The organism is Coleofasciculus sp. C1-SOL-03, from assembly GCF_040220555.1.
Taxonomy (GTDB): domain Bacteria; phylum Cyanobacteriota; class Cyanobacteriia; order Cyanobacteriales; family Coleofasciculaceae; genus Coleofasciculus.
The window spans coordinates 26,160-41,427 of record NZ_JAVJUO010000251.1; the positions used below are offsets into that span (position 1 = coordinate 26,160).

The following is a 15,268-nucleotide window of genomic DNA, read 5'->3' on the forward strand; positions in this document are numbered from 1 at the left end:
GGCTGGTAAACAGTCAGCATCTTTAGGCTCTAGGCTTTTCCTTCGCCATCGCCTGATCCTTACTCATCAATCTCATCTTCTGCGCCAAGTTGCTTGAGATGAATGTGTTTGCGACCTAAGGTGATTTCAAATTCATCCCCAGGTTGTAAACCCATCTGTTTCGTATAAGCAGAACCAATAAGCAGATTACCGTTAGATTGCACAGAGATGCGATAGCTCGCACTCCTACCCCCACGTCCATTGCCATTGGCTTTGCTATCTAATTCAATACCCTCAGCGTCAATTAGCGCATTGAGGAATTTCATCATATTGACGCGCTCTACATCGTTCTTCGTCACGGTGTAGTAGCCGCAGGCTCTCGCTTTTTCTTCTTTGCTGAGGTTACCTAGCTCTCTAACTTTCTCAAGCAGTGCTTGACCCTCTAAGGGTTCCATCTTGGACTCCATTTTTTTCTTTTTAGCCATCAACTTGAATCTAAACCTAAACAGTGAGGTCTCGGATAGCGATTTCGCTATACTGATACATAACCAAGATAACAAAATCTTGGTCTTATATCACCCTCTATAAAACTATATTACACGCATACTGTCAACTTGGTTGCTTATATTTGTTGAATTTATCTTTGTAACAAATCAACGCCTGACTAGAGCAGGTGTCAGTAATGGATACAAGGCGATAAGCTGGGGCGTTTCTAGTTGCTCGAGTCAGCAACAAAAACCCATGACCTGCAAAACTCAGGATTGATGGGAGGCGTTATCAGGCTTCAGGAAAAACCCATCAGGTTATAGTTGACAGTACAACCTTACGGGGACGGCAATAAAACCCGTTCAACTCTCAACCCTGTACAACCCAACCTGAAACTGGCTGAAGTAGACTCCAGCTTCAAACCAACTCCAAGCTAGGAGAGATTACAATCCCTATGAAGTTGACAACTCGCGGACATTATAGTGTCAAAGCGCTGCTTGATCTCAGCCTACAGCCCGGTTATGGACCAACATCCGTGAAAATGATTGCCCAGCGCCAAGATCTACCTGCACCATATTTAGAGAAACTACTGATTGAAATGCGTCGTGCTAATTTAGTCAATTCAGTACGGGGTTCTCAAGGTGGCTATCAATTAGCTCGCGACCCTTCAAAAATTTCTCTGGGTCAGATTTTAGCCGCCGTTGGCGAAACAATCGAACCGTTACACCACCACAGGGCAGATGCGACTCAAGCCGAAGACTGGGTAACTTTAACCTTGTGGCATCGACTGCACGAAAAACTCAAAGAGGCACTATATAGCATAACCCTTGCCGATCTTTACTATGATGCTCGGAGTTGGCAAGCCGCTCAAGGAGAACAAACCAATTTTGTGATTTAATAGAAACTTTGATCGGGAATCACCAGTATGAATCAACCGATTACCTATCATGGAGGCTGTCACTGCGGTGCTGTCCGTTTCCGTGTGACCGTTGACCACCACGAGGCAATCGATTGCAATTGCTCAATTTGTCGCAAAAAAGGCTTCATCCACCTAATTGTCCCCCCAGAACGGTTTACCCTATTAAGGGGTGGTGATGTTTTAACCACTTATACATTTAATACCCATACCGCTAAACATACATTCTGCCGTATTTGTGGGATTCACCCCTTTTATCGCCCGCGTTCTCATCCCCAGTCGATTGATGTTAACCTACGTTGTCTCGATGATGATGTACTGTCTCGATTTGCCAGAGTGTCCTTTGATGGTGCGAATTGGGAAGAGAATATAGATACGCTCAAAGGCGACTCCATTGACTAGAAGTGCCATTGTTTTATTACTTGCCGCCAGTCTCGATTACTGGATAGGTGATCCTTGGGGTTGGCTTCATCCCGTCCAGGTCATGGGTTGGCTGGTTTCTCACTTCAGTCAATGGATGATTCACAATCTTTATCGTTCCTGGGAACGCCGCCTCGCCGGAATTGGATTGGGGTTAGGATTAATTATCGGTAGTGGCATGGCAGGCTGGTTCATCGTGTTGGCAGCAAACTGGTTTCATCCTGGGGTAGGGATTGGGGTGGAAAGTATTCTGTTGGCAAGCTGTTTTGCGGGTCGCAGTTTACGAAATGCGGCGGATGATGTGGTAGAACCGCTAACTAATGGAGAGTTAGAGCAAGCGCGTTCTCGTTTGCGTCAATATGTGGGTCGAGATACAGAAAAACTGACAGCACCGGAAATGTTTCGGGCGGTGCTAGAGACTGTGGCAGAAAATGCCACGGATGGTGTTACAGCTCCCTTATTTTATGCTATTATTGGCGCATTTTTTCCAGCCGTGGGTAGCGTTCCCTTGGCTTTAGCCTATAAAGCAGCTAGCACTCTAGATTCAATGATTGGTTATCGACGCGAACCTTATACAGATTTAGGCTGGTTCAGTGCTAAACTTGAGGATTACTTAACCTGGCTGCCTTGTCGGTTCACGGTAATAACCTTAGCGCTTTGGTCAGGAAAACCTGAAAAAGTGTGGAGTTTATGCGACCGAGATGCAATGAGCGATCCTAGCCCCAATTCAGGTTGGAGTGAATGTGCTTATGCTGCTATTCTGGGCGTACAATTGGGGGGAACCAACTGGTATCAAGGCGTTGCCAAATATAAACCTCTTTTAGGTGATCCGGTTGAGCCAATTACACCGACCAAAATTGACCAAGGGTTACAGTTGACCCGATACTGCTGTTTGATTTGGCTGGTCATCGCGATCGCCATACTGGAGTCTTCTCATTTATTCCCATCCTTATATATATGGCATCAAAACTCGATTCTCCACTAGCGAAACAAAGGGTCATACCTCAAAACCCCAAACTTAAACAAAGGGCGGGTTTTGCAACCAAATTAGGAAAGACAATTTATATTAGTCCTTAAACCCGCCCCTACTCCAAACTATATGCCGTGAACTCTAGACAATATCCCTAATTCTCTCCCCTAGTCCTATCCCATCCGCCATCAAACCAGCAACGAGAATGCCAACTCAAACTATTGAAATTCTCTCCCCTGAAGAACTGCGCCGCACGGTAACACGTTTGGCATCTGAGGTGATTGAACGCGCCGGAGATGTGTCAAAACTTGTCCTTTTAGGCATTTATACTCGCGGAGTTCCCCTGGCAAAACTGCTAGGACGGCAAATTGAAATGTTAGAACAGGAATCGGTAGCAGTAGGCGCGATCGATATTACCTTCTACCGCGATGATTTGGATCAGATTGGTGTTCGTACTCCAGCGAAAACCGAAATTTCCTGTGATCTTTCGGGCAAAATTGTGGTATTGGTCGATGATGTTATCTTTAGTGGGCGCACGATTCGTGCCGCCCTCAATGCGGTGACTGAATACGGTAGACCCGAAGTGATTCAGTTATTAGTTCTGGTCGATCGCGGACATCGGGAGTTACCGATATGTCCCGACTTTACCGGGAGACAGCTACCCACCTCTAGAGATGAACAAGTCAAGGTTTACCTACAGGATGTTGATGGACGAGATGCGGTAGAGCTAATCAAAGTATTCTAGTGCAAGAAGGCAAAACTTACCACCCCTAATTTTCGATGACAGAAACCCAAACCCGCAAAGCCGATCACATCAGAATTTGTCTCAATGAAGATGTCCAGTTTAATCAAATCACCAATGGATTAGAACGCTATCGGTTTACCCACTGTTGTTTACCAGAAATCAACCGCCATGAGATTGATATCTCTACCCAATTTCTAGGTAAAGCCTTAGGCGCCCCCTTACTCATATCCTCTATGACTGGGGGAACCCAACAGGCGCAAACGATTAATTGTCGCCTTGCTGAAATCGCCCAAACGTATAAATTAGCCATGGGTGTGGGTTCCCAGCGAGTCGCGGTGGAGAATCCCCAAGTGGCGGATACGTTTGCCGTGCGATCGCTCGCACCGGATATTCTATTATTGGCGAATCTGGGCGCGGTGCAACTCAATTACAGTTATGGCTTGGATGAATGCTTGCGCGTGGTAGAACTGTTAGCCGCCGATGCCTTAATTTTGCACCTCAATCCTTTACAGGAATGTATTCAGACGAACGGGGACACCAATTTTCGCGGCTTACTTGACAAAATACACAAATTGTGCTGCAAATTACCTGTACCTGTGATTGCCAAAGAAGTCGGTAATGGCATCTCAGCCCCCATGACACAGAAACTACTGGACGCGGGGGTTAGCGCCATTGATGTTGCGGGTGCAGGGGGAACCTCTTGGGCAAAAGTTGAAAGTGAACGGGCATTAAATCTCAAGCAACGTCGCTTAGGACAAACCTTTGCCGACTGGGGATTACCCACAGCCGATTGTATCAGCAGTATTCGAGACATTGCCCCGGATGTTCCCCTAATCGCGTCCGGTGGATTACGCAATGGGTTAGAAGTTGCCAAAGCGATCGCGCTGGGTGCAGATTTAGCCGGATTAGCCTTTCCCTTTCTCCAAGCCGCATCCGAGTCTACGCAGGCGGTAGATGAACTCGTACAGTTATTAATCGCGGAAATAACCACAGTACTCTTTTGTACAGGAAATGCCAATCTGTCTCAACTCAGACAATCTGACGCCCTACAGAAGTTAAGATGAATGTTTGTAGTTGCGCTTTAGCGCCATCAGTGAATCCCTAACTACAAACTATTAGTTCAGTGACATTCAAGTTACGATAGAGGCAGTTATCCGTTGTTGATCGCCAGGGTGTGCCAATGTCGAAAACAAACTTCCAGACATTACCAGTTTACCGCTTGGCAGAACAATTAGCTGATGCAATTTGGGACATTGTTCAGGATTGGCAGCCACTTGCCAAAGATACGATAGGCAAACCCATTATTCTTGCAGCCGATGGGATTGGCGCGACGATTGCCAAGGGAGTAGGACTCGGTGATGTTCAAGATAACCAACATTGCGTCAAAATGGCGATAAGCTCTTTGTCCGAAACTCAGCGTTGGTTAAGACAAGCCGATACACAGCAGCTTATAACGGAGCAACAAATTAATCAACTCAATCCCCTAATTAGTGAACTCGAATCCCAGTTAAACTTATATCTTAAATCCAATGTCACTGAAATAAGCCGTTTTGGATCGCTGCAACCCTTGATATACCGTAGGGTGGGCATTGCCCACCAACCTTAAGTCAGTGCCATTCATCTTAAATCAATCGTAAACGTTTAATAAAGTCACTAAAAACAGACAACGGATAACGGACATCTCACAACAAACAACTCGAAAATGCGTAAATTTATTACCCAAACCTTCGCCAGTATGCTGGGTAGCCTGCTCGGTTTTACCTTATTTTTCGGTATCGGCACCGTTGGACTCATCAGTTTAATTATCTCCGCCGCATCCAGAGATACTGGACCCCAAGTCAAAGATAAATCGGTACTGGTTTTTGACTTATCCTTAACGGTTCGGGATACCGATCCCACATCCAGCACCAGTCGAGCGATTGAAGAAGCCCTATCTGGAGAAGAAACAGATACAATTACATTACGCACGGTTGTCGATACCTTAAACGCGGCGGCTGAGGATTCCCGGATTGTGGCACTTTACCTGGATGGATCAGATACCACGACCAGTAGTGGGACAGGGTTTGCCACACTCAAAGAAGTTCGAGAAGCCTTGGAACGGTTTAAAGAAAGCGGCAAAAAAATTATCGCCTACGATGTTGATTCAGGGGAAGAAGAATATTATCTAAATTCAGTCGCAGATACAATTGTCCTCAATCCCATGGGTAGCCTGGAAATGAATGGCTTTAGTTCTCAGCCCATGTTTTTCACCGGAGCCTTAGAAAAATTTGGCATTGGGATTCAGGTGATTCGGGTGGGCAAATATAAGTCAGCGGTGGAACCCTTTGTCCTGAAAGAATTGAGTCCCGAAAACCGACAACAGATCCAAGCGTTACTCGGAGATCTGTGGACAGAATTTCGGACAACGGTAGGGAAAAGTCGTAAAATAACGCCCCAAGAGTTACAAGCGATCGCGGATACTCAAGGTATCGTCTTGGCATCGGATGCAATTGGACGCCGCTTAGTCGATAAAGTTGGCTATTACGATCAAGTCATCGCCCAACTTCAGGAACTCACAGGTGAACGTGAAACCGAGAAATCCTTTCGTCAGATTCCCATATCCACCTATGCAGATATCGCTGATAAACCTGGACATCAACGCGCTTCTAAAAATAAAATTGCTGTCCTTTATGCCAGTGGTGAAATCGTTGATGGTGAAGGAAGTGTCCAAGAGGTGGGAGGGCAATCCTTTGCCGCACAAATGCGAAAATTGCGCCTTGATGATTCGGTAAAAGCGGTTGTCTTACGAGTGAATAGTCCGGGAGGTAGTGCTACCGCATCTGAGATTATTCAACGGGAAGTCAAACTCACCCGCGACTCCAAACCTGTGATTATTTCCATGGGGGATGTAGCCGCATCGGGGGGATATTGGATTTCCACTTATGGTAATCGGATTTTTGCCGAACCCAATACTGTAACGGGTTCAATTGGCGTTTTTGGACTACTGATGAATGTCCAGCAAATTGCCAACGAGAATGGGATTACGTGGGATGTGGTAAAAACGGGACGTTTGGCTGATCTGCAAACCGTTTCTCGTCCCAAAACGCCGCAAGAGTTAGCCCTGATCCAAAAAATAGTTAACCAAATTTACTCTAAGTTTTTGGATAAAGTTGCTGAGTCTCGGAAGTTACCCAAAGATAAAGTTGCCCAAATCGCTCAGGGACGAGTTTGGTCAGGGATTGATGCTAAACAGTTGGGGTTAGTCGATGAAATTGGCGGACTCGATGATGCGATTGAGTATGCCGTCAAAGAGGCAAATTTAGGCGAGGATTGGAAATTAGAAGAATATCCTCGATTCCAAACCTTGGAAGAACGTTTGATTGATGAGTTTATGGGGAATGGTGGTGCTAAAACTCGACAGACTGATCCGTTAATGGCAGAGTTTATGAAATTGAAAGAGGATTTGGCAATGTTACAAGCGATGAATGATCCCAAAGGGATTTATGCGCGTCTACCGTTTAATTGGCGGTTTGATTGAGAAAAGTAGGCGATTAAAATCGCTACTACACAAACCAAGTCCGCCTGCGCGGACTGGATTATAAAAGGAGTCATGAACCCAGATTTTGTATAAGAAAGTAGGCGATTTAAATCGCTGCTACACAAACCAAGTCCGCCTACGCGGACTGGATTATACAAGGAGTCGTTAACCCAGATTTTGTATCAGTCAATGCGACTAATTTTAAGTTGGATGGCGCTGAAAATTTGCAGTTTTGGATCACCAAAATCATGGATATACCGTAGGGTGGGCATTGCCCACCAGCCTTAAGTCTTTAAGTTGGATAAATCATAAAAGAGTTTTGATTGTAGAGACGTAGCCTGCTACATATTAGTTTTAAGTTTGAATAAAAGGAGCCAACGATGCAACTTGAAGACTATTTCAATAGTCTCACCCCCAATGATATTCGGCTTAAGGGTTCGCGTATCGGAATTGAGACTATCTTGTATGAGTACATTTATCGCGCTCGTACCCCAGAAGAAATTGCCAAAATTTATACCTCACTTACCCTAGAACAAGTCTATGCTACGATCCTTTATTATCTACATCATCAAGAAACAATTAGTAACTATATGGCAGATTGGTTAGAGTGGGGACACAAGATGCGGCAAGAACAACAACAGAATCCATCACCTGTGGTGAGAAAACTTATGCAACTAAAGGCGGAAAAAATCACATTATATCCAGAAAATCTGTAGGGTGCGTTAGCGTAGCGTAACGCACCATTGCCACTGCGTAAGTTATTTTCATTTAAACCCTGATATGGGTATTGGTGAAACAATAGATGAATTGATACTTATTGCTGGAGGAGCTTTAGATAACGAATATCAAGACCAAATTATTTACCTACCCATTTGAACCTTTAGAAGTATTTTCGTCAACTGTATTCTTCAAGTCCAAAGCCTGCTCCATATTAGCCAAAGAATCATGGTTTAAATTTTCTGAAGAGGATGTGGTCGGTATGCGTAGATTGAAGGCGATTACTATTTGATTATGCTCAATACTAATATTACTGATATTAACTACGCTCTTTTCCGGCAACAAATCACTGACGGCTATATCAGCAGATGACTGAACTTTATAGCCTGCATCCTCAAGCCATTCTGTAATATTTCTCCAATTTTCTATTTTTTCATTACATTTGTTTACCAAACTTTTAACATATCGATACAAAGTGGCACAGAGATCCGTTTCAACTCCCTTAACATTCTTACCTAGCTTTTCGGCTATTTCCGTCGGACTATAACCGCAAAGCAAACCCCGCAAATGTAGCTTCTCAACGGGTGTCAAACGTTTGCCTTTAGCCGAAGCGAGGTCTGTATACAGCGTGTCTAAGTCCCAGTGGTTTGACGCCTGGGTAAACTGCTCATCGATGGATGCCATAGTAGAATCCCTCTAAATTCCTGATGTGATCCTAGCGTAATTACTGATGTTTATCAGTTAATGTTTATATTTTTCCTGGTTTACACTAGACTTAAGCCAAAATTAAGAAACTGCGTAAACATAAAGTACCAGTGAGGAAAGCTGTATTTATGAATTCAGCCAAGCTTGATTGGTATATTATTAAGCCGAAAGTTCCTTAGTTTATCAGGGGATATTGCTTAGTGATTGAATAGGGTGGTAAAAATGGTGTCATCACAAGCTAATCACCATTCATCTTTCTTATTGGAGTATTATCATGCAAATTCAACAGGTAAGATTATCTGATATTCAAACTGTCTCTTCCAGTGAACTAGAACCCAAAAAACTGAAAGCATTAGAAAATAGTTACGATTCTTTTGAGAGTCAACTAAACAGTCAAAGAAATCCAATTGCTCTTGATCGTGGTGCAGGGAAACCCTACCAAATCCTAGATGGTAGGCATAGAGTGTATCTAGCCCGCAAAAAAGGATACAGTTCAGTTCCGGCAACATTTGGTTAAACGATTTTTAGCGCGTCTATCAATTGTATACAGCTCATGTGAAGAAAAAAGCAAGAGCCTAGCTTAATAATTATAAGCTACAAATGTTCGACAAATATATAAAAACAACGTTGTTTTTTAAAATGATTTAGACGCGCTATATCTTTACTGTTGGATTAATCCAATCGGCAACAACAGAGACAAAAGCCGCCGTTGACTCATAAGGTAAAACGTTTCGACCCGGAATTTTACACCCCTGACCTTGGGGCAAATGCTTGATATAGTAATCTAATCGTTGTTCGGGTGTTTCCGTTTTTCCCTCGCGACTAATACTGCTAGCTTGTTCTCCGAAAACCACTAACGTCGGTTGCTGAATGGATGCAATAACCTGTTGATAGTCTTGTCGCCAGAACCCAGATAGGAACGAAAAAACGGCGTGGCGACTCGCGGTATCAACAGCACCGTTTTGAAGACTGTCTAACCATTGGTCATCAATATCTTCAGGTTCAGCAAATAACTGCTTCGCGGAAAATGAACGCAAAAATTGGCGGCGACGGGCGTAGCGATAGAATAGGCGACCAAACGGCGAATCAAATAGATTCCAGGCAAGTTTGTGCTTCAATGTTGACGTTTCTTGAGTCATTACAGCCCAAGACGGAGGACCCGATAATACGAATCCTTTAACATAATTAGATGCATCGGGTAACTGGATGAGAGAAAGGGCTACGGGCAATTCTGCACCTTGCACCACCACAATAGCGGGTTTTTTGACAATAGTGTGTAAAAAATAATTTAACTGCTGCGCCCAATCTGTAGGATGATAAGCAACATGGGGCATATCACTGTCACCACATCCGAGTAAGTCAGGATTATAAATGGGTTGAGAATATCCCGCTTGATACCACTGTTGGCAAAAACGATGCCAAAACCAACGGGATAATCCGACGCCAATCGGATGCAGTAACACCAATGGTGTATCGCTAGCCTGATTCGGCTGATAATAGTCGTAAGCACAACGATAATTACGCCAACTGTAAAACTCAGTTGTTGCTGACGGGATGGGAAAGTTTGAAGTAATCGTCATAAAAAGTCAACAGTCAAAAGTAATAAATTATGTAGGGGCGGGTTTAGCCATTAAAACGACTTGTCATCAATAAATGAACAACAAAACCCGCCCTAACTTATTGATAACATATCAACAAAACCCGCCCTGATTCAATTGTCGAGGTGTGACACAGTTCGTAGTAAGGGCTTTAGCCTTTGGTTGTGTTGGGTTTACTGCGTCAACCCAACCTACAACTTCCACTATTAAAAACAAATGACATAAGACGAATAATTAAATCAGAGACGATACTGGCGAATCTTTTGTTGATTTGTTTCACCAGTCTGTACCCAAAGACTAATCGGAACAGCATTTCCCCAAGTATCAACTTTAACTTCCATAACAATAGGCGGAATTGGTTGGATTTGTTCAGGATTGGCTTGTCGGGCTGTCCGCAGATCATCATTAAGCTGTGTTCCCTATTCCCTGTCATTCAACCCTGACATCAATCACGCTAGCGTTGAAATTGTAATCCTTACCCTCTAATTCCACAGGTGTTCCAATTTTAAGCTTGCTATTTCCCAGAACTGGACCATCATCGGTAATAGTGGCTTGACCACCGAGGGTCATGAGTATATCAGTACTAAAGGTGTCAGGTCTGGGATCGGGTAGCGCTTTAGCCGAACCATCGGGTTGAGGTACAATAACCAGGCGGGGCAATTCTTTTACCGATACGATGTCTACCTTACCAGCGGGTTGATTACGAATAACGATATTTGTTTTCTTTTCTTCTCTAAATTGAGACATCAAATCCTCTGGATGACGCACGCTCAAGCCGCGAACAATCAAATCCACTTCGACCGCTTTCGTCGCGCTGCTTCCAGGTAGCTGGGCGACGGAACCCGATGTACCTGGAACGACAAAGATTCCCACAATCACTAATAAAATGACCAAGGCAGCCCCTAGATCAAGAATACTGACTTTACCAAAAAGACGACCTTTAGAATCCAAAATAGTCATAAACCCTTACGATTAGTATTTTTAAATTACTACGGCAGCAACAACAGATCAGTATAACCTGTGGGAAGCTTAGACGTTTCAGTAAATGCGATCATCAGAAAGCGTTGCTTGAGAGTCAAGGGCAACTTATATCCTGTAAGTAGCGTCTATTGTTAGAGTGCCTTAACTGTAGCTATTTTAATTTTATGTACCATGGTTAATCCTTTCTCCATCTGGTCTCATCGTCACCGTCGTCGTTTATTATATCCATTCGTGTCAGCAATCTTGGCGTTTAGCCTGATCGTGGGTACACCTCAGGTCAGTCAAGCCCTTCCCTGGATGGATCTGATTTTCCGAGGCGTCCAGATTATCCAACTTTCCAATATTTCCGATCGCCAGGAAGTTGAGATCGGGAAGCAGATCAATCAGAAGCTGGTGAGAAACCAGATCCAACTCTATCGCAATTCCAGTGTCAACCGCTACATTGATCAGATTGGTCAGCGATTGGCAAAAGAAGTTCAGCGCTCGAATATTCCCTATACGTTTCAGGTGGTTGAGGATGACAGCATTAACGCCTTCGCCACTACGGGGGGATTCATTTATCTGAACACAGGTTTGATTGAAGCAGCGGACAATGAGGCTCAACTGGCGAGTGTGATTGCCCATGAAATCGGGCATATCGAAGAGGAACACATGATTGAACAAATGCGCCAAACCGCCATCGCCAGGGGAGTAGCTGTTGCGGCGGGTCTAGATCGCAATACCTTAGTCAATATTGGCGTAGACTTAGCGCTGCGATTACCCAATAGTCGGGAAGATGAATTTGAGGCGGATCAGGTTGGGTTAGATCTCCTCAGAAAAGCAGGCTATGCACCGTCAGCCATGGTGAATTTCATGGAAAAACTCCAGAAGAAAGGGGGTTCCGTCCCCTCATTCCTCAGCACTCATCCCGCCGTGGACGATCGCATTAACGCCTTGAAGCAGGCGATCGATCCGGCTGAAGCGAATGTTGGTGATGGCTTGGATGAAAGTGCCTACAAAGCCCAAATTCGTCCCCTGCGATAGTATTATGTATTATCTAGGGTCTGCTGAATAAGGTATCCAGCTCCCAGACGTAGCATGCTACGTCTCTACATTGCTTCCACTAAGAACGGAGTAGAGAACGACGAGGTAAGAGTTGTGCAGGCTCTACCTTGGTCACCGCCTCCTCAAGTGGCATTTGGCGAACCCGTTGTCGGAAAACATTGGCTTGATAAACCCGTGAATTTGTCAAGTCTAATCCTGTCAGCCAACCACTTTTAGGATGATACGCACCCGTGTCGATATCCAACCATCCTCGCCCTTGAGCAAGTCGTCCGGGTTGCACTCCTGGCAAGGTAAAGGTAATCGTATGACCGACGATAATCAACTTATCGGTAAAATAAGGCGCTTGAATGCTATGAAATTCATCCCTAATCCAACAAAATTGTTCTGCGGTTTGCTTTTCCAGGGGGAGACGGGGATGAACTCCAGCATGGACTAACCACGTATCTCCTAAATCGATATGGGTGGGTAAGGTACGCATCCACTCGATATGGTCTTGGCGGACACCACTCTCACCATAACTATTGATGGTACTGTGACCACCACTATAGAGCCATGCTTGCAGGGCTGGACCATAGATTTCTCCCTGACCCAGGATTTCTAATAGCATTTGCTCATGATTGCCTAACAAGCAAGGATAAGGGCTTTGCTTGACAAATTCAACAACTTGAGAGCTTTGGGAACCCCGATCAATTAAGTCTCCCAAAAAATAGACCTGATCCTCTTTACTAGGAGCGATCGCGTCCAATAAGGTCATCAGGGTATCGTAGTGCCCATGCACGTCACCGATAACAATCCGGCGATGAGTCATTGTTTATTGATCCAAATCTGTGTCGTCAAAATAATAAGTAGCACCCATAAACGTTTGCTTGCACCAGTTTTGTTCCCAAACGCTGGACTATTGTGTGCCGAGGTATGTTCACCAGGGGTGGGCAAGATTCTCAAGGTCAGGATACTCTATTATCTATTAGTTAAAACAAGTGCTAACATCTATCTTCCGGGTTTCAGAGGAAATTCATTGAATTTCACACCTTTTCCGTTTAGCATCCGGCACGCCAGCGATAAATACCAGTCTCTATCCTACTCATCTTTCCCCTATTGTGATTCACAAGACAGTTCGATGTCACCAAAACCTGTGTTAGATTCTCCCTGGGTCATGATTCATACCCTCCAACAACCCACGAGCTGGACTTGGGTTGAACAAGCCTTAGCTCACCTTGATCTCATTCTACTCGACCATGCCCAGTGCGAACGCAAAGCAGCAGGTGTCGCCCTGAATTTGATCTTTCGCTACCCATCGAGTACCCAACTGGTTCGTCAGCTTACTGCGATCGCGCGTGAGGAACTGGATCACTTTGAACAGGTCAATCAATGGCTGGAACGACGGGGTATTGCCTTAGCCTCTCTACCCCCGCCACCGTATGGTGCTAAGCTAACAGCCCAGATTCGTCGTCAGGAACCGGATCGGCTATTGGATTCTTTACTGGTTGCGGCTCTAATTGAGGCTCGCTCTCACGAACGGTTGGGATTACTAGCAACTCATTGCCCTGACCCGGAACTCGCCGCGTTTTATCAAGAGTTGATGACATCTGAAGCCCGACACTACGGGGTGTACTGGGTGCTAGCGGACACCTATTTTGAGCGGGAGGTTGTCAGCCAGAGGTTAGCAGAACTGGCGACTGTAGAAAGTCAGTTACTTAGCACACTTTACCCAGAACCTCGAATTCACAGTTAGGGTCAGGGTTAGGAGATTTCGCTTATTGATTATGTAAACTATTATGTTTAATCATGGAGAAATAATAACTTTTTTAAAGTAATTTATTTTAAAGAATTGATAAGTTTAACCCACAAATTGAACTTATTAACTTACATCAGAGTATAGTCAAAGTGATCAGTAAACAGTCACTCATGATTCGCCCATCTGTTGAATCGTGTTAGCACTTAGATGGATACAATCCATAGTGCTATCCAATTGTAGACATCGGCTAGAGTTGCAGACATCGGTTAGTGACAGCGACTGTCTTTGGGGTGAGGCGATTAAGCTTGCTTCGAGAACCGACCTATTAGCAATCAACTAAGGATAGCCCGTCAAACCAAATCTACCGTGGGCAACTCTAAAAACTCATATTCAAGATCTAAGTGAGCGAATGATGAGTGACTAACGTTCACCGAGGAAACTAAACTATGAATTTAGCAAAGACTTCCACAGTCCTTGGCTTAGTCGCTGGCAGTACCCTAGCTTTATCGGCGATGCCAGCAGAAGCTGCCTCATTTGGCACTGACGGTATTTTGTTTGAGACCGATACGAAAGTTGATTTTGAGTTCTTGGAATCTCACGGTAAGTTCCAATCGACCTTGTTTATCGTAGAAGCAGATGCTAAAGATACACCTGTGTATACCCTGTTTACCGAGAACGAGGCATACATAATGCCGGAAACAGATGATTTCCTAGGACTTTGTCCCGATACAGTTACTGCACCTAATGGGTCTTGTACAAACGGGTTCGAGTTTAAAGCTGGTGTAGAGTATAGCTTGCTGCTTGACTCTATGGGAAAACCAAATCTACCTGAGGACAGTGACGGTAAGGTTTGGTCTACCAATGTTCTCAATGAACCTGTAAGTCAACAGGCAATGTTTAGCTTTGAAGAAACTGATTCTGGCAAGTACACGATTCGCTTCGATGATAAAGGAGCAGGACCTGATGCAGACTTCAACGACTTTACGATCACGGCAGAAACGACCGATATCCCTGAGCCAGCTACATTGGCAGGTTTAGGATTAGTGGGTGGAGCATTGGCTCTGATCCGTCGTCGTAAAGCTCATTAATGGTTTAAGGCTAGCTTAATCATTTTTCGATTCAATTTCCCACACTAAGCTGACATTATAGTGTGGGAAATTGATTGTTCATCAGTATCACTTAGCTTGAACAGACCCCAACTAATTGCAAGCAATCTAGTTGGGGATTCTCTCCTGCTGTTACCACGAAGAGCCGCTGTTCTCGGTGGACATCAGGAACTTTTGCCTTTATGCCCCTCCTCGCCATTTCTGAATCGGAGTTAAGACTGAAAAGCCTTATGAACGCACTAAGATTTTTACCCAGTAGATGCGTTATTGTAACAAATAGTCTCTACTGGAACCCTATAATCTTAAGTTTTCTAGGTTCTACCTGTAGGTCGTGCCGAACAAATAAATG

Annotated in this window: 17 protein-coding genes; 12 read left to right on the plus strand and 5 right to left on the minus strand. The window is 44.5% G+C overall.

Annotated features, from left to right (window positions below; all coding sequences use genetic code 11):
* Nucleotides 1-59: 59 nt before the first annotated feature.
* On the minus strand, nucleotides 60-464 hold the full coding sequence (locus tag RIE73_RS37550) for an AbrB family transcriptional regulator (RefSeq protein ID WP_446406020.1): 405 nt from the start codon (nucleotides 462-464) through the stop codon (nucleotides 60-62).
* A 455-nt stretch (nucleotides 465-919) separates the two neighbouring features.
* Between RIE73_RS37550 and RIE73_RS37555 the strand changes: the two genes are divergently transcribed.
* From RIE73_RS37555 to RIE73_RS37590, 8 genes are all read left to right on the plus strand, one after another.
* Entirely contained in the window at nucleotides 920-1,363 is a 444-nt protein-coding gene (locus RIE73_RS37555; RefSeq protein ID WP_446406021.1) for an Rrf2 family transcriptional regulator, read from the plus strand.
* 27 nt (nucleotides 1,364-1,390) lie between these two features.
* Complete coding sequence (locus RIE73_RS37560) at nucleotides 1,391-1,783, plus strand: GFA family protein (RefSeq protein ID WP_446406022.1); 393 nt, start codon at nucleotides 1,391-1,393, stop codon at nucleotides 1,781-1,783.
* Nucleotides 1,776-2,786, plus strand: coding sequence for an adenosylcobinamide-phosphate synthase CbiB (gene cbiB, locus RIE73_RS37565; protein ID WP_446406023.1), 1,011 nt, complete (start codon nucleotides 1,776-1,778; stop codon nucleotides 2,784-2,786). The genes RIE73_RS37560 and cbiB overlap by 8 nt, the downstream gene beginning before the upstream one ends.
* Nucleotides 2,787-2,976: 190 nt before the next feature.
* Nucleotides 2,977-3,516 carry a bifunctional pyr operon transcriptional regulator/uracil phosphoribosyltransferase PyrR gene (pyrR, locus tag RIE73_RS37570; RefSeq protein WP_446406024.1) on the plus strand — a complete coding sequence of 180 codons (540 nt, stop codon included), beginning with the start codon at nucleotides 2,977-2,979 and terminating at the stop codon, nucleotides 3,514-3,516.
* A gap of 35 nt (nucleotides 3,517-3,551) precedes the next feature.
* Nucleotides 3,552-4,580: a type 2 isopentenyl-diphosphate Delta-isomerase gene (fni, locus tag RIE73_RS37575; protein ID WP_446406025.1), complete on the plus strand. Its 1,029-nt coding sequence runs from the start codon at nucleotides 3,552-3,554 to the stop codon at nucleotides 4,578-4,580.
* A 116-nt stretch (nucleotides 4,581-4,696) separates the two neighbouring features.
* Nucleotides 4,697-5,122: a four helix bundle protein gene (locus RIE73_RS37580; protein WP_446406026.1), complete on the plus strand. Its 426-nt coding sequence runs from the start codon at nucleotides 4,697-4,699 to the stop codon at nucleotides 5,120-5,122.
* A 96-nt stretch (nucleotides 5,123-5,218) separates the two neighbouring features.
* Nucleotides 5,219-7,033: a signal peptide peptidase SppA gene (gene sppA / locus RIE73_RS37585; RefSeq protein WP_446406027.1), complete on the plus strand. Its 1,815-nt coding sequence runs from the start codon at nucleotides 5,219-5,221 to the stop codon at nucleotides 7,031-7,033.
* Between the two features lie 380 nt (nucleotides 7,034-7,413).
* Entirely contained in the window at nucleotides 7,414-7,749 is a 336-nt protein-coding gene (locus RIE73_RS37590) for a DUF433 domain-containing protein (protein ID WP_446406028.1), read from the plus strand.
* 148 nt (nucleotides 7,750-7,897) lie between these two features.
* Here RIE73_RS37590 and RIE73_RS37595 read toward each other — a convergent pair whose 3' ends face one another.
* On the minus strand, nucleotides 7,898-8,434 hold the full coding sequence (locus RIE73_RS37595) for a helix-turn-helix transcriptional regulator (RefSeq protein ID WP_446406029.1): 537 nt from the start codon (nucleotides 8,432-8,434) through the stop codon (nucleotides 7,898-7,900).
* Between the two features lie 295 nt (nucleotides 8,435-8,729).
* Here RIE73_RS37595 and RIE73_RS37600 point away from each other — a divergent pair, with 295 nt between their 5' ends.
* Nucleotides 8,730-8,972, plus strand: a complete 243-nt coding sequence (locus tag RIE73_RS37600) for a hypothetical protein (protein ID WP_446406030.1) — start codon at nucleotides 8,730-8,732, stop codon at nucleotides 8,970-8,972.
* Nucleotides 8,973-9,108: 136 nt separating this feature from the next.
* Here RIE73_RS37600 and RIE73_RS37605 read toward each other — a convergent pair whose 3' ends face one another.
* Together RIE73_RS37605 and RIE73_RS37610 are read right to left on the minus strand one after the other, a co-directional pair.
* Complete coding sequence (locus RIE73_RS37605; RefSeq protein ID WP_446406031.1) at nucleotides 9,109-10,035, minus strand: alpha/beta fold hydrolase; 927 nt, start codon at nucleotides 10,033-10,035, stop codon at nucleotides 9,109-9,111.
* Between the two features lie 447 nt (nucleotides 10,036-10,482).
* On the minus strand, nucleotides 10,483-11,013 hold the full coding sequence (locus tag RIE73_RS37610; RefSeq protein WP_446406032.1) for a DUF4330 domain-containing protein: 531 nt from the start codon (nucleotides 11,011-11,013) through the stop codon (nucleotides 10,483-10,485).
* 192 nt (nucleotides 11,014-11,205) lie between these two features.
* Here RIE73_RS37610 and RIE73_RS37615 point away from each other — a divergent pair, with 192 nt between their 5' ends.
* Complete coding sequence (locus tag RIE73_RS37615) at nucleotides 11,206-12,057, plus strand: M48 family metallopeptidase (protein ID WP_446406033.1); 852 nt, start codon at nucleotides 11,206-11,208, stop codon at nucleotides 12,055-12,057.
* A gap of 79 nt (nucleotides 12,058-12,136) precedes the next feature.
* Here the strand turns inward: RIE73_RS37615 and RIE73_RS37620 are convergent, their stop codons facing one another.
* Complete coding sequence (locus RIE73_RS37620) at nucleotides 12,137-12,886, minus strand: metallophosphoesterase family protein (protein WP_446406034.1); 750 nt, start codon at nucleotides 12,884-12,886, stop codon at nucleotides 12,137-12,139.
* A 309-nt stretch (nucleotides 12,887-13,195) separates the two neighbouring features.
* Here RIE73_RS37620 and miaE point away from each other — a divergent pair, with 309 nt between their 5' ends.
* Both miaE and RIE73_RS37630 read left to right on the plus strand, forming a co-directional pair.
* Entirely contained in the window at nucleotides 13,196-13,810 is a 615-nt protein-coding gene (gene miaE, locus RIE73_RS37625) for a tRNA isopentenyl-2-thiomethyl-A-37 hydroxylase MiaE (protein WP_446406035.1), read from the plus strand.
* A gap of 449 nt (nucleotides 13,811-14,259) precedes the next feature.
* Entirely contained in the window at nucleotides 14,260-14,901 is a 642-nt protein-coding gene (locus tag RIE73_RS37630) for a PEP-CTERM sorting domain-containing protein (protein ID WP_446406036.1), read from the plus strand.
* Nucleotides 14,902-15,268 lie beyond the last annotated feature (367 nt).

Excerpts from the sequence above, each read along its gene's own strand:
- RIE73_RS37550 (WP_446406020.1), bottom strand. The coding sequence starts at position 464 with ATGGCTAAAAAGAAAAAAATGGAGTCCAAGATGGAACCCTTAGAGGGT.
- RIE73_RS37555 (WP_446406021.1), top strand. The coding sequence starts at position 920 with ATGAAGTTGACAACTCGCGGACATTATAGTGTCAAAGCGCTGCTTGAT.
- RIE73_RS37560 (WP_446406022.1), top strand. The coding sequence starts at position 1,391 with ATGAATCAACCGATTACCTATCATGGAGGCTGTCACTGCGGTGCTGTC.
- pyrR (WP_446406024.1), top strand. The coding sequence starts at position 2,977 with ATGCCAACTCAAACTATTGAAATTCTCTCCCCTGAAGAACTGCGCCGC.
- fni (WP_446406025.1), top strand. The coding sequence starts at position 3,552 with ATGACAGAAACCCAAACCCGCAAAGCCGATCACATCAGAATTTGTCTC.
- RIE73_RS37580 (WP_446406026.1), top strand. The coding sequence starts at position 4,697 with ATGTCGAAAACAAACTTCCAGACATTACCAGTTTACCGCTTGGCAGAA.
- sppA (WP_446406027.1), top strand. The coding sequence starts at position 5,219 with ATGCGTAAATTTATTACCCAAACCTTCGCCAGTATGCTGGGTAGCCTG.
- RIE73_RS37590 (WP_446406028.1), top strand. The coding sequence starts at position 7,414 with ATGCAACTTGAAGACTATTTCAATAGTCTCACCCCCAATGATATTCGG.
- RIE73_RS37595 (WP_446406029.1), bottom strand. The coding sequence starts at position 8,434 with ATGGCATCCATCGATGAGCAGTTTACCCAGGCGTCAAACCACTGGGAC.
- RIE73_RS37600 (WP_446406030.1), top strand. The coding sequence starts at position 8,730 with ATGCAAATTCAACAGGTAAGATTATCTGATATTCAAACTGTCTCTTCC.
- RIE73_RS37605 (WP_446406031.1), bottom strand. The coding sequence starts at position 10,035 with ATGACGATTACTTCAAACTTTCCCATCCCGTCAGCAACAACTGAGTTT.
- RIE73_RS37610 (WP_446406032.1), bottom strand. The coding sequence starts at position 11,013 with ATGACTATTTTGGATTCTAAAGGTCGTCTTTTTGGTAAAGTCAGTATT.
- RIE73_RS37615 (WP_446406033.1), top strand. The coding sequence starts at position 11,206 with ATGGTTAATCCTTTCTCCATCTGGTCTCATCGTCACCGTCGTCGTTTA.
- RIE73_RS37620 (WP_446406034.1), bottom strand. The coding sequence starts at position 12,886 with ATGACTCATCGCCGGATTGTTATCGGTGACGTGCATGGGCACTACGAT.
- miaE (WP_446406035.1), top strand. The coding sequence starts at position 13,196 with ATGTCACCAAAACCTGTGTTAGATTCTCCCTGGGTCATGATTCATACC.
- RIE73_RS37630 (WP_446406036.1), top strand. The coding sequence starts at position 14,260 with ATGAATTTAGCAAAGACTTCCACAGTCCTTGGCTTAGTCGCTGGCAGT.